Source organism: Corynebacterium sp. MSK297 (genome assembly GCF_030232885.1).
Taxonomy (GTDB): domain Bacteria; phylum Actinomycetota; class Actinomycetes; order Mycobacteriales; family Mycobacteriaceae; genus Corynebacterium.
Genome location: NZ_JASPGD010000002.1, coordinates 82,804 through 95,765, shown reverse-complemented (window position 1 = coordinate 95,765; position 12,962 = coordinate 82,804). Strand labels below are relative to the sequence as shown.

The following is a 12,962-nucleotide window of genomic DNA, read 5'->3' as shown; positions in this document are numbered from 1 at the left end:
ACCACGCCTTTTTACTATCCTAGGTGCCTATGACTAAGTCTTCTGCGTCATCGTCACCGTCGTCACTATCATCACCGTCATCGCCGTCGTCACCCTCCTCATCGTCGGCGTCTATCGTGTCTCGTGCCCGCACGCGGGTAGCCACCACTGTTGCTCGTTTGGCGACGGTGGCCTCGCGCGCAACCGGCCGGGGAGCGGGTGGCATGATCGGCGGCTTACTGGCGGACAAGATCGACCCGAACGTCATGCATAATCTTGCCGACGATCGCCCGGCCGTGCTGGTCACCGGCACGAACGGAAAGTCCACCACCACCCGCATGCTGGCGAATGCGCTGCGCAGTGAGTATTCCGTCGCCACGAATGAAGGCGGCGACAACATGGATGCCGGAATCATCTCTGCACTGTTGGCGGGCCGTGATGCTGAAGTCCTCGCCTTAGAGGTGGACGAGCTGCACGTGCCGCAGGTTGCGGACAAGATCAACCCGCAGGCGCTGGTACTGCTGAACCTGTCGCGCGATCAGTTGGACCGCGTCGGGGAGATCAACAAGATTGAGCGCACTTTGCGCGGCGCCATTGAAGCGCACCCGGAAATGACTGTCATTGCGAACTGCGACGACGTGCTGATCACCTCCGTAGCTTATGATGCGCCGAACGTGGTGTGGGTGGCCGCTGGCGGCGGCTGGCTCGGTGAGTCCACCACCTGCCCGCGCACGGGTGGCGCGATCGTGCGCGACGGCGAGCATTGGTACGCAGCGAAGAAGCTTGCCGACGGCTCCATCTTCGAGCGCCCCACCCCAGACTGGACGATCACGAACGAGGGAATTACGCGCAGCTCATCGCTAGACGACGCCGCGCACCCGCTGAACCTGGCCCTGCCGGGCCGGGCCAACCGGGGCAACGCTACCCAGGCCATTGCCGCTGCGGTAGAGGCCTTCGGTGTCGGCTTCGAGCAGGCTGTGTCCGCCACCGAGCAGGTGGATGATGTCGCCGGGCGTTATTCCACGATCACCCGCGGCGATCATGAAATCCGGTTGTTGCTGGCGAAAAATCCGGCTGGCTGGCAAGAGGCGTTGTCGATGGTGGATCGCAGCGCCGAAGGTTTGGTGATCGCGGTGAACGGCCAGGTCGCCGACGGGGAGGATTTGTCCTGGCTGTGGGATGTCACTTTTGAGGATTTCGCAGAGCAGTCCGTGAAGGCCTCCGGTGAGCGTGGCACGGACCTGGCGGTGCGTTTGGTATATGCCGATATCAGCCACGAGTTAATCGCTGATCCGGTGAAAGCCATCGATGCGTGCCCAGCTGGGCGTATTGAGGTGTTGGCGAATTACACTGCCTTCCGGGATTTGAAGAAGGCTTTAGAGCGCGGCGAATCGTCGGGTTCCCAGGCAGCACTGTCTCGGAATTCCGCGCCGAATAATTCCACCGCCCGTTCCGAGGAAGCTTAGGAGATCAGCGAATATGGCACACGATAAGCACAGCGCTGCGGCCGGTAACGCTGCGCCTAACAACGCTGGGGTCGACAACGCTGCGGCTGACAATAACGCAGCTGAGCGCACTGCCGACGCCAGCCAGGCAGCGACAAAAGCCGAGCTGAATATTGGTCTGGTGCTGCCGGACGTGTTGGGCACCTACGGTGACGACGGCAATGCGCTGGTGCTGCGTCAGCGCGCCCGCATGCGGGGGTTTTCGGCGCAGATTCACCCGATCAAGCTTGGGGAACCGGTGCCGAGCCAGCTTGACGCCTATACCGTGGGTGGTGGCGAAGATAGCGCGCAGATCCTGGCAGTAGAGCATTTACTTGCCGACGGCGGTCTGCACAAAGCTGCCCGCGCTGGTGCGCCAGTGTTCGCTATTTGTGCTGGATTTCAGCTGGTCGGCGAGACTTTCCGTGCTGCGGGACGGGAAGTCGAGGGGCTGGGCTTAATCGATGCCCGGACCGTCACATTGCACAAGCGTGCGATTGGTGAGGTCGCTTCGCAACCAACGCAGGCCGGTGTCACCAGTAGCCTGACCTCCCCGCTGACTGGTTTCGAAAACCACATGGGCGCCAGTGTGCTCGGCCCAGACGCCCGCCCTTTGGGTGCTATCACCACTGGTATTGGTAACTGCGATATCGATGCTGCCCGTGCTGGAGCAGCCGACGATGTTGAGGCGCAAGCTCGAGCCGAAGGGGCGGTACAAGGATCGGTCATCGCGACCTACATGCACGGCCCTGCCCTGGCACGCAATCCGCAGTTGGCGGATCTGGTGTTGTCCATGGCACTGGGTTGCACGTTAGATGAGCTGGAACCGTTGGAGATCCCGGCCATCGAGCAGCTGCGCACCGAGCGCCTGCGCTAAGCGCGCACCGCAACATTGTGACCTCGGGCCCAGACGCAACCCACTGGCCAATGAATCTTACGCTAGCCTAAGATAAACCACATGGCTAATGGACATACCTCGCAACATTCTGCCGAGCACTCTGACACACTCGACGAGTTTCTCGACACCACCCTGTCCAACCCACCCGGCGACGCACGCCACCTTTTTGTGCGTTGCCGGGTGGAATCTATAGAGGTGCTTGCCGACGAACTCCTTCGGGTGCACCTGCACTCCCCCGCTTTCGCGGATCTGCGTCTCACTGGACCGGATGAGTTTTTTGGGCTGATTATGCCTACCTCCGACACCAGTCTGGACGGCTTAGAAAACGCGCTTGCCGACGGCGACCGCGCGAACCTGCGCGCCGTCATTGCCTCCTGCGATTCCGCGTGGCGCCCAGAACTGCGCTGGTACACTTTCCGCGCCTTGGACCGAGAAAACGCTACCGCTTGTTTTGATGTGGCCACGCACGGCAAACGCACAGGCCGGGAAAGCACCGACGACCACGCCTTCCCCGCCCCGGGGGTGAACTGGGTGCTGCGTGCACAACCAGGTGACGAATGCGCGATCTATGGTTCCCGCGGATTGTGGCACCACCCCAGTAGCAGGCAGCTACTCATCGCGGACCCTTCAGCGCTGCCGTCGGTGTGGGCAATTCTGGAATACTGCCAGCGTTTCCACCCGGATACACTGCGCACCATCCGGGTGATCGCACTCGCGGAAACCGACGCGGATATTGAAGCCGCCGCGCTGCATCAATGGCAGAAAACAACGGGTGGCGTGGACGTCGTCACGGGACCTTATGCGCAGCACCAGGAACTACTGGCTGCCCACGTGCAAGAACTGGCCCGGCAACACCCGGAGTTTCAGCCGGAGTATCTGTGGGCCAGTGGGGAATCTGGGATGGCGAAAACCGCACGCAAACTGGGCATGTCCATCTTCGGCTTGGACTCGGCTGCGATCCAGTGGTGCGTGTATTGGATCGCAGGGAAACCGCGGCCATAGTCTGGCACCAGCGAGTCTGGCACCAGCGCAGGCTAGCGCACGGGCAAGCGGCCAGACAGCGCGCGGGATAGCGTGAGCTCGTCGACGAATTCCAAATCGCCACCCAGCGGCATTCCGGAGGCCAGCCGTGAAATTTTCAAATCCGGGAAATCCCGCAGCAGGCGCACCAGGTAGGACGCGGTCGCCTCACCCTCGGTGTTCGGGTCCATCGCGAGAATCACCTCGGTGATCTCCGGGGCGTCGTCGTAAAGCGGGTTTTCTGAGGTGGAATCTGCCAGCTCACGGTCCTGCACCACGCCACCGATGCGCTGCAGCAATTGGCTGATGTTGAGGTCTTTCGGCCCAATATTCGCCAGTGGGTCCAGCGCACCACCGAGCACGTGGTAGCGGCCGCTGTATTCGCCAGTGCGCTCGATGGACTGAATGTCTTTGGGTTCTTCGACCACGCAGATCATCGAGCGATCACGCCCGGAATCATGGCAGATGCGGCACACGCTTTCGCGGGAGATATTGCAGCAGATGCGGCAAAACGTAACCCCGTCGCGGACACCAGCAAGCGCCTGCTGGAGGCGGTCGATGTCTTCCGGTTCTGTGTGCAGAACATGGAAGGCGATCCGCTGGGCACTTTTCGGCCCAATCCCAGGCAGGCGCGAGAATTCGTCGATGAGGTCTTGTAAAGGACCTTCGAACACTTACATTCCACCCATGAGGTTGTTGATGTCGCCATCACCCATGCCCTGTGACAGCGGGCCCATCTTTTCCTTGGCCAGCTCACCAGCCTGGCGGTGGCCGTCCTGGAATGCACCCAGGATCAGATCCTGCAGCGTGTCGACGTCGTCGGCATCGACAACCTGCGGATCAATCTTAATGTCGGTAACTTCAGCTCCACCGGTCATGGTGACCTCAACCAGGCCGTTGGCTGCTTTGCCGGTAACTGAGGTGGCCAGGATTTCCTCCTGCGCCTTCTGCAAGTTGGCCTGCATTTCGGCGGCCTGGGCGATGAGCTGTTGCATGTCTTGTGGCTGCGTCATCGTCGATGCTCCTTGTTGTGGTGTAGTGGTGTGTTCTTACACATAGCTATGGGCATCAGCCCGATAACTAGGCGTCTGCGCGAGTGGGACGCGCACATCGGCCCCAGTTTACAACGGACTCGGACAGACTACAGCGGACGCGCGCCCAGCTCGGTTTCCAGCAGCTTACGCGCGGCGGCATGGATTTCTTCCGGGCTGCGTTCACCGGTGCTGGTGTTGGCGTTAGTGTCCGTGTTTGTGCTGGTGCTGGTGCTGGTTCCTGTGTCGTCCCCGCCGTTGTGCGCACTGCTGTTTTGCGCATTGCCGTTTTTTGTCTTGCTGTTGTACGCATTGTCGTTATGCGCATTGCCGTTTTGTGTATTGCCGCTTTCAGCATTACTGGTTTCGGTGCTACCCGGCGCGCCGTGTGTGTTCTGTGCACCGCCTGTGTTCTCTGTGTTCTGCGCGTTTTGTGCACCGTGTACGTTTTGCGCGTTCTGCGCGTTCTGCATGTGGCTTGCCGACGATTGTGTTGGCTGCATTTGCGCCGGCTCGTCCGGTGCGGACTCTTCCACAGCCGGTTCAGGTGGCAGTGGGACACCGTCGCCGAAGGTATCGCCGCTGGATCGTGCTGCGCGTTCACGCGCCCGATTTTTTGCCTGGTTGGCTACCTCGCGCCAATCTTGATTTTTCGGGTTCGCGGGCACATTCTCAGTGGCGTTCGTGCTATGTTTTTCCGGCTCTTGTTTTTCCGGCCTCTGTGATTCTGACCGCTGTTTTTCCGGCCGCTGTGATGGCGGCTGTTGCGGTTCTGGCCAGACACTGTCGTTGTTTGCCTGCTGAGATCTTTGCGGCTGGTCTGCTGGCTGGGGCTGCCCCTTTTGCTGCGGCTGCGTACTCTGCTGGGCAGATCTCTGCGGTGGCGGAGTGGCGCGCCGTTGTGCTGTCAGCTCAGGGGGAGTTTTCGTACCAACGATACATTTGACCTGTAGTTTCTGGTCGACGGCGGCGCTTACCGCTTCTACGATCACAGCATTGTTGCCCTCAGAATTGATGCGTTCTGCCAAAGCACCGGTGTTGTGCCCCAGCACGACGGTGTCACCGTCAATGCCCAAAACTTTTGCTTCGGTGAGCATGACTTCAGCAACGCGGTTTGTCTGCCCCACCTTCGAGCGAATTTTTGTCCATTGGCTACGAATGATATCGAGGGCATCCTCGCTGGGTTGCTCGGCACTTACCCGCTCATCGTGTGGCTGTTCCTCGGAAGGCCGCTCCTCATGTTGCTGTTCCTCACGCAGTTGTTCCCGCTGTGGTTGTTCGCTCTGTCGTCGGTCCGCCTGTGGTATTTCCGCAGATTCTTCGGTTCGCTGCACGTGGCCAGCAGCAACTGTGGATTCCTGCTTATTCTTCGGAACTTCCTTATGTTCCCCACCATGTTCCCCAGCGCCAGATGCTTGTGGCTTTTCCAGGGCAGTCTCGGCAGCTTGCTGCGCCTGCGCAATATTCTGGGTTTGCTGATCATGCTCAGGCTGCTGTGCCTGTCCGGCAGCTTGCTCGCCTGGCTTAGGCTTGGGCGCCGGACCGTGCGACGGCATCGATTTTGTCTGCGGTTTCGACGAACCCATCGCAGCCACAGCAGCCAACGCCGCGGCAGCACCGCGCGGACCACCTTGTCCGCTTGGTTGCCGATTCGCCTGGTCTACAGCACCCTGACCTGCACCAATCTGATCTATTCCAGACTGACCAGACTTGCCTGATTGCGGGACACCAGCTCCAGTCCCAATTCCAGCACCAGCTGCGTTACCCACCGCTGCCACGTATGGCCGCGCCAACAAGTGCGCACACAAAATCTCCAGCAACAATTGCGGTGAAGTCGCCCCACGCATTTGTGGCAAGCGCTCATTAACCACATCCGCGTAATGAGTCAGCGCCTCCGGGCTAAACCACCCGGCTTGTTCCTGCAACACAGCCACGCGATCCTGCGGGGCAGAAACCAGACCCTCGGCAAAAGCTTCAGGCACAGCCTGGATGATCAACAGATCCCGCAGGCGATCCAGCAAGTCTTCCACGAAACGGCGGGGCTCGTGCCCAGCATTGATGACGTCGTTGACGATGCGGAATAATTCGCCTTTTTCGTCGTCGGCAAGCGCGGCAATCACACGATCAATCAGCGCCAGGTCCGTCACGCCCAGCAGCGGAGCCGCTTGTTGGTAAGTCAACTGCCCGTCTTTCGCACCGGCCAACAACTGGTCCAGTAACGAGAGAGTATCGCGTGGCGAGCCTCCACCGGCTTGCATCACCAAGGGGTAGACCGCATCTTCTACCTGCACGTTTTCTTCTTCCACCACGTGCTGCAGCAGTGCTTTCATATCCGGTGGCGTCAGCAGACGGAACGGGTAATTGTGCGTACGCGAGCGGATCGTGCCGATGACTTTTTCCGGCTCGGTGGTCGCAAAAATAAAAATTAGGTGCTCAGGCGGTTCTTCGACGATCTTCAGCAGAGCATTGAAGCCCTGTTGTGAGATCATGTGCGCCTCATCAATGATGAAAATACGGTAGCGCGATTCCGCCGGCGCGTAGTGGCCGTGGTCGCGCAGCTCACGCATGTCCTCTACACCGTTGTGGGAGGCCGCGTCGAGCTCCGTGACATCCAGGTTGCCGGGACCACCGGGGGCGAGCGCACGGCAACTATCGCACTTCCCGCAGGGCGTCGAGGTCGGCCCTTCGACGCAGTTCAGTGAGCGTGCGAGGATGCGCGCCGAGGAGGTTTTGCCGCACCCACGCGGGCCCGAAAAAAGGTAAGCATGGTTGATGCGGTGGGCATCGAGCGCCACTGACAAAGGCTCAGTGACCTGCGATTGTCCGATGACCTCGGCGAAGCTTGCGGGGCGATATTTCCGGTAAAGAGCCACGCCACTACTTTACCGATATCCCCACAAGACCCAACAGCCACCGGTGCGAGTCATTACTGGCTACCATATCCAGCCCCACTAACGACCCCAGTTACCCGGATCAATACCTTCGGTCGAGAACTTGTCTTGCAGCTTGCCGACGCCATGTTCCACCGCAAATTCATATTCCGCATCGGTGAGCATGATCAGCTGGCAGATCAACGTGAGCCGGTCGTCTTCTTCCAGGCGTGGCGTTTTCCCAGACCACAAATACGGCACGGCTAGCAACCCGTGACGCACGGTGAGATGATCTTGTTCCAGCTCAGCGAATTTCTGGCCAATATCCGGCAGCAGCACGCCCGGCTGTGCTGGCAAAACACCGTTTGCCGAACGTAACAGTTCTGCAGCTGCCAAAACGGCTGTCGCAATGGCGGGCTGTTCGGCTTGCGCCACGGCAAGTAGCTCGCAGCGCACGGACTGGCCGGATTCATCGCTGGTCAGCCCGGTATCAACGTCGCCAAAGTTAGCGGTTGCCGCTAACGCTTGTTGCTCGTCGATCTGTGCGCTGGCAATACGCCACTGATCGAGTCTGCGAAATTCCAACTTGGCCGGGATGAGTTGGCTGAGCCAATAGCCGGTTTCTTCGAATTGCAGGGCCTTAAGCCTCCTTCTTCTCAATCGCAGCCAGCAGCACGCAGGTGGCCACACCATCCATGGCGACAGCGACCTCATCGGCGGTAGGCATCGATGGTGCCAGGCGGATATTCCGGTTGTGCGGATCTTCGCCATATGGGAAGGAAGCACCGGCCTTGGTTAATTCAATTCCGGCTTCTTTCGCCAGCTCCCACACGCGTGTCGCGGTGCCATCGATGACGTTAAGGTCAATGAAATAGCCTCCCTCTGGGTGCGACCAACTAGCAACGTCATATCCGCCCAGTTTCTTTTCCAACAGGTCCAGGACAGCGTCGAACTTCGGTGCCAGCGATCCGGAGTGCTTGCGCATCAGCGCTTTCAGGCCTTCTTCGTCTCCGAAGAAACGCGCGTGCGCCAGCTGGTTGACCTTGTTTGGGCCGATGCCGCGGGCGCTCGCGATGGAGGAATACCACGCGATGTTTTCCTCTGATGAGGTGAAAAAGCCTACGCCAGAGCCCGCATGCGTGACCTTGGACGACGACGACATTTCCCAAAAGCGGTTCGGGTTACCGGCGGCTGCCGCCATCTCATGCACGTTGTAATTTTCCGGGAATTCGTCGGTTAGCGTGTGCAGAGCATACGCGTTGTCCCACACAATGCGGAAATCTGGCGCGGCAGTGTCCATAGCCGCCAGTTTTTCGCAGACTTCCTTAGAGAAGCTCACCCCGGTTGGGTTGGAGAACACCGGCACGGCCCACATGCCCTTCACCTGCGGATCTTGGGCCAGCTTTGCGACGGCATCCATATCCGGGCCGTCGTCAAGCATAGGAACAGACACCATCTCGATGCCGAGTTTTTCGGTGATAGTGAAGTGGCGATCGTAACCCGGCACCGGGCAGATCCAGCGGATCTTTTCTTCCTGGCTCCACGGGCGTACAGAATCATTGTTGCCGAAGGTATAGGACCACAGCAGCAGGTCAAAAGTAATGTTCAGCGAAGAAGAATCAGCTGCGATGGTGTTGTCCACCGAGCGGCCCAGGGCATTCGCCCAAATTTCGCGCAGCTGCTTAATTCCCAGCAATCCGCCGTAGTTGCGCACGTCTACCCCATCAGCGTCGATCGGATCATCGCCAGGCAAGGTAAGCAGGTCATGAGAAAAATCGAGCTGTTCGTTCGACGGCTTACCGCGCGTCAGGTTCAGGTTCAGGTTTTTCGCCTGCAAGTCCTGGTAATCCCGGCGCACTTGCTGGGCTAGTTCGTTAAATTGTGCAGTATCTAAGTCGAGCAATGACATTGGGGTACTCGCCTACCTTCCGTTACATCTGTGCTGCTTGCCATGGTAGCGAGTTTGTGTGAGATCTGTGTTGCCTACCCAAAAGCAAAGCTTCCGGCCGAACGCGATGCTTTCCGCCGACGGTCGGGTACGCAGCACACCCAATTTGCCGTTATTTGTGCTCCAGCAGCGACAACAGGTGCTGGCGCAGTTCATTTTTGCGCTTGCCGACGGCTGGGTCCGCAGCACCGGTACGTGGGCGGGCAAGGCCAACCCGTAAATCTTCCATGATGGTTGCCTCCGGCCCCGGCGACATAACCAAGATGCGGTCGGACAGCAGGATCGCTTCATCAACATCGTGGGTCACCATCACCACCGTGCGGCGGTTTTCTTCCCAAACGCTGAGCAGCAAGGTCTGTAATTGCCTCCGGGTCAGCGCATCCAGCGCACCGAAGGGTTCATCCAACAGCAAAATATCCGAACCAATGGCAAAAGCGCGCGCCAACCCCACCCGTTGCTGCATGCCACCAGACAATCGTGCGGGACGACGGTCAGCCGCATGTCCCAAACTGACTGCATCCAAGAAATCCTGCGTGATTGTCTTACGCTGTGCTTTCGACAAGTCCGGCCGTGCAGAGCGCAGCCCGAATTCGATATTGCCGCGTGCTGTCATCCATGGCAACAGGGCGTGATTTTGAAAAACCACTCCTCGGTCTGGCCCCGGGCCGGTGATCACCTCGTCGCGGGCACGGACCTCGCCTGTCGACGGCGTCGCCAAGCCAGCAATCATGTTCAGCATGGTGGATTTGCCTGAGCCGGAAGGCCCGAGCAAAGAGACAAACTCGCCTTCCTTAATAGATACGGAAGTCTCGCCGATGATCGTCGTCGGCCCGTAGCTTTTTGTAATATTTTTAAATTCGATATGCGGGGTGCCCGTACCACTGGTGCTAGGCGCATCGACGGTATTTGGCACAGTATCGGTTGAGGTATTAGTCATAACGCACCACTTTCTGCAATGAAGCAACCAGGTAATCCAGGGCCAAGCCGATGGCACCGATGAGAACGATGACCACGACGATGGCATCAATATCCAGGCGGTTCCACATGTTCCACACGAAAAAGCCGACGCCTTGCCCGCCGACGAGCATCTCCGCAGCCACAATCACCAGCCACGCAGTAGACAGCGATTGGCGCATGCCCGTGATGATTCCGGGCAGCGCGGCAGGCCCGATGATGTAGAACAGCCGGTCCACACGGCTGGTGCCCAATGTGGCGCCGAGGTTTTTGTACGACGGATGCACGCCACGTACGGCCTCGATTGTGTTGAGCAGGGTGGGCCACAAAGCGGAGAGAATGATAACGAAGACCGCGGTATTTTCCGCATCACGCAGCAGCGCAAGCCCCAACGGCAACCACGCCAGCGGGGATACCGGCCGCAGAATTTGCACAAAGGGGTCCGTCGCTCGGCGGAAGGTGGTGGACGATCCTAACCAGAATCCCAGCGGAATGGCGATGAGCATCGCGATGATAAAACCGAGTAGAACACGGCGCAGCGATGCCACCATGTGCCAGAATATGCCGACGGAAGCTGGACCATCCCGGTAAAAAGGATCAGCCAAGATTTCAGCACCGCGGCTGAAGGTGCGAGCAGGCGTCGGCGCGATATCCGACAGCCACCCCGCAGCCGCTATTAATTGCCATACAAGAAGGAAAGCGAGAAACAGGCCGACGCCGAGGGCAACGGGTTTCCACGGGCCGGACTTTTCCCTTGGCAGCGTTCGGCCGGTGGAAGTTCGGCCAGCGGACGCTTGGCTGGTAGACGTTCGGCTAGCGGAAGTTCGGCCGGTGGAAGTTTGAGTAGTAAGCGTGTGAGTTCGAGACATAGTGGGTCCTTAACGCTGGTATCCAGCCGTGGGCTTTAGCGGATCAAATATCCGGCCATTGATGTCAACCGGGCCCGTGCTGCGGTCTGCCTCAGGCGGCAAGACTGATTCCGTCGCTGCTAAGAGCACATCGTCGTCCATCGTCAAGGCCGTGCCGCCGAGGTCCCAGCGCGCGATTTGCGCAGCCATCCAGGTAATCGCGGTAGCTGAAGTCTGTCCGCCGAAATTGATCATGTCCGGATCCACCACATCGGTGCCATCCCAGGTGGTATAGGATCCGGCTAAAGCAGGCGAGATCAATTCTTCTTTCTGGTTCAGGTATTTTTCTTCTGCCAACATCGACGCCGATTCGTGTACGTGGTGCGGGCTGTCGACAAATTGGGCACCTTCGCGCAGCGCCGCGACCACACGATCGCGCACCCCGCGGTCAATTTCTTTGGCTATAGCAACCGAGCAGCAGGGGTGGTTCTCCCACATCTGCCGGGTGGGAATGAACGCACGGCCTGATCCCGTGGTCAATGCTCTTTGGTTGAACGGTTCGGGGCCAATAAAACCGTCGACGGCGCCGACCGCCAATTGCGCCACCATGTCCGGTGGCCGCAAGAGCCGCAATTCCACATCTGAAACTGGGTCGAGACCACCGGCGACCAAATAATCGCGCAGGAGTAATGCATGCACCGAATACTCAAAGGGGATTCCTAGCACCATCCCCGCAAGATCTGTCGGTTGCGAGACCGCGCCCAGATGAGAGGTAGACAAGGTAAGCGCTTGGCCGTTGGTGTTTTGGGTAAAAGCCAATTCTGTCGGCCGGGATGCGTTCGTCGCACCAGCATCAATTGCCAGTGGCATTGGTGAGAGCATGTGTGCAACGTCGAGGGTTCCGGTTGCATATGCCGTCCAAAGATCAGCCCATCCGGCGTATTTCCGTAATTTTACGTGGAGTCCCTGTTTTTCAAATGCGCCGAGCGCGTCTGCGGCAACCAGTGGTGAGGCACACGCAATGGGTACAAAACCGATGACCAGTTCTTCCCGGGAAGCAGAACTAGCAGAAGATGCGGGCCCGGAAGCACTTGTTTGCGGCTGTCGTGTTTCTGACTGCGTAGAACAGGCAGAAAGCATGCCGCCTCCCAGGGCTACCCCGCCCATGGCTACTGCTGTACGCAGCAACTGTCGCCGAGACAGAATGCGGTTATAGACCATGCGTTCTTCCTTAAGTAGACCAGTCGGTTCAGTAAGGGTTTAAACGTAAGCCAGAACACATGGCAGAGTCAATTTCTAAATTCATAGCTATACAACCGGTATTGAGCACAAGTGCAGTTAACGTAACTTTTCAGTCCATTCAGTAACGCTGCGTCAGCTATGGAAGATTAATAGACAGGCTTGTCTACCAGAGTGCCGGTTTGGCAAAGTCCCAAGGCTCCATATCTAGCCCCAACACGGGAAGGGTTATGCGACAAAAAGTGTGCACCGGGGGTGTTTGCGGCTTTGCGCGGTGCCGGAAGCTTTGTTGGTCCGTTGACTCTCACTTTGCCCCCCCCTTAACCGTCTTCCTTACCCCAGGGAAACCTCTTTTCGCCGTCCTTTCGGCGCTTTGTATTCGCAGATGGTGCACTTTTGCAAATAGGGACTAAAAAAGGCCATTTTCAGCGGCCCTATTTGCAAAAATGCACCATGGCTGAATTGAATGGCCAAGCCTCAGGACCGAGGAGTCCACACACTCGTTATTCACGAATGGTTGACAGCGAGCGCGGCTTGGATCGACAAGTCTTCTGCCGGGATATAGTCATCAACAACGCAGGGCACGTTGTCTTTGCCTCGTGGTCACATTTCATTGGCGTAATTGAAGAGATGCTCATCTACTCAAACGGAACAAAAACTGGGACACTTCAACCAGCCCGGCTCACATCCC

At 58.6% G+C, this 12,962-nt stretch carries 12 protein-coding genes; 3 read left to right on the top strand and 9 right to left on the bottom strand.

Annotated elements, in window-relative coordinates:
- Window positions 1–19 precede the first annotated feature (19 nt).
- Window positions 20–205, bottom strand: a complete 186-nt coding sequence (locus QP888_RS02375; RefSeq protein WP_284812173.1) for a hypothetical protein — start codon at window positions 203–205, stop codon at window positions 20–22.
- Between QP888_RS02375 and QP888_RS02370 the strand changes: the two genes are divergently transcribed.
- The 3 genes from QP888_RS02370 to QP888_RS02360 all read left to right on the top strand — a co-directional run bounded on the left by QP888_RS02370 (window position 204) and on the right by QP888_RS02360 (window position 3,363).
- Window positions 204–1,445, top strand: a complete 1,242-nt coding sequence (locus QP888_RS02370; RefSeq protein ID WP_502869085.1) for a Mur ligase family protein — start codon at window positions 204–206, stop codon at window positions 1,443–1,445. The genes QP888_RS02375 and QP888_RS02370 overlap by 2 nt on opposite strands.
- Window positions 1,446–1,458: 13 nt before the next feature.
- Window positions 1,459–2,340, top strand: a complete 882-nt coding sequence (locus QP888_RS02365; protein ID WP_284811960.1) for a type 1 glutamine amidotransferase — start codon at window positions 1,459–1,461, stop codon at window positions 2,338–2,340.
- Window positions 2,341–2,421: 81 nt separating this feature from the next.
- The gene (locus QP888_RS02360) at window positions 2,422–3,363 is read left to right on the top strand and encodes a siderophore-interacting protein (RefSeq protein WP_284811959.1); all 942 of its coding nucleotides are present in this window, start codon (window positions 2,422–2,424) and stop codon (window positions 3,361–3,363) included.
- Between the two features lie 32 nt (window positions 3,364–3,395).
- Here the strand turns inward: QP888_RS02360 and recR are convergent, their stop codons facing one another.
- From recR to QP888_RS02320, 8 genes are all read right to left on the bottom strand, one after another.
- The gene (gene recR / locus QP888_RS02355) at window positions 3,396–4,055 is read right to left on the bottom strand and encodes a recombination mediator RecR (protein WP_284811958.1); all 660 of its coding nucleotides are present in this window, start codon (window positions 4,053–4,055) and stop codon (window positions 3,396–3,398) included.
- Window positions 4,056–4,394: a YbaB/EbfC family nucleoid-associated protein gene (locus QP888_RS02350; RefSeq protein ID WP_018121069.1), complete on the bottom strand. Its 339-nt coding sequence runs from the start codon at window positions 4,392–4,394 to the stop codon at window positions 4,056–4,058.
- 128 nt (window positions 4,395–4,522) lie between these two features.
- Window positions 4,523–7,285, bottom strand: coding sequence for a DNA polymerase III subunit gamma and tau (locus QP888_RS02345; protein WP_284811957.1), 2,763 nt, complete (start codon window positions 7,283–7,285; stop codon window positions 4,523–4,525).
- Window positions 7,286–7,363: 78 nt separating this feature from the next.
- A complete protein-coding gene (locus tag QP888_RS02340; protein ID WP_350338214.1) occupies window positions 7,364–7,867 on the bottom strand; it encodes a suppressor of fused domain protein in 504 nt (167 codons plus the stop codon).
- Window positions 7,868–7,922: 55 nt separating this feature from the next.
- Window positions 7,923–9,191 carry an aspartate aminotransferase type Ic gene (locus QP888_RS02335; RefSeq protein ID WP_284811955.1) on the bottom strand — a complete coding sequence of 423 codons (1,269 nt, stop codon included), beginning with the start codon at window positions 9,189–9,191 and terminating at the stop codon, window positions 7,923–7,925.
- 151 nt (window positions 9,192–9,342) lie between these two features.
- Complete coding sequence (locus QP888_RS02330; RefSeq protein ID WP_284811954.1) at window positions 9,343–10,167, bottom strand: ABC transporter ATP-binding protein; 825 nt, start codon at window positions 10,165–10,167, stop codon at window positions 9,343–9,345.
- Window positions 10,160–11,053, bottom strand: coding sequence for an ABC transporter permease (locus QP888_RS02325; RefSeq protein ID WP_284811953.1), 894 nt, complete (start codon window positions 11,051–11,053; stop codon window positions 10,160–10,162). The genes QP888_RS02330 and QP888_RS02325 overlap by 8 nt, the downstream gene beginning before the upstream one ends.
- Before the next feature lie 9 nt (window positions 11,054–11,062).
- Entirely contained in the window at window positions 11,063–12,253 is a 1,191-nt protein-coding gene (locus QP888_RS02320; protein WP_284811952.1) for an ABC transporter substrate-binding protein, read from the bottom strand.
- Window positions 12,254–12,962 lie beyond the last annotated feature (709 nt).

Excerpts from the sequence above, each read along its gene's own strand:
- QP888_RS02370 (WP_502869085.1), top strand. The coding sequence starts at position 204 with ATGATCGGCGGCTTACTGGCGGACAAGATCGACCCGAACGTCATGCAT.
- QP888_RS02375 (WP_284812173.1), bottom strand. The coding sequence starts at position 205 with ATGCCACCCGCTCCCCGGCCGGTTGCGCGCGAGGCCACCGTCGCCAAA.
- QP888_RS02365 (WP_284811960.1), top strand. The coding sequence starts at position 1,459 with ATGGCACACGATAAGCACAGCGCTGCGGCCGGTAACGCTGCGCCTAAC.
- QP888_RS02360 (WP_284811959.1), top strand. The coding sequence starts at position 2,422 with ATGGCTAATGGACATACCTCGCAACATTCTGCCGAGCACTCTGACACA.
- QP888_RS02350 (WP_018121069.1), bottom strand. The coding sequence starts at position 4,394 with ATGACGCAGCCACAAGACATGCAACAGCTCATCGCCCAGGCCGCCGAA.
- QP888_RS02335 (WP_284811955.1), bottom strand. The coding sequence starts at position 9,191 with ATGTCATTGCTCGACTTAGATACTGCACAATTTAACGAACTAGCCCAG.
- QP888_RS02330 (WP_284811954.1), bottom strand. The coding sequence starts at position 10,167 with ATGACTAATACCTCAACCGATACTGTGCCAAATACCGTCGATGCGCCT.
- QP888_RS02325 (WP_284811953.1), bottom strand. The coding sequence starts at position 11,053 with ATGTCTCGAACTCACACGCTTACTACTCAAACTTCCACCGGCCGAACT.
- QP888_RS02320 (WP_284811952.1), bottom strand. The coding sequence starts at position 12,253 with ATGGTCTATAACCGCATTCTGTCTCGGCGACAGTTGCTGCGTACAGCA.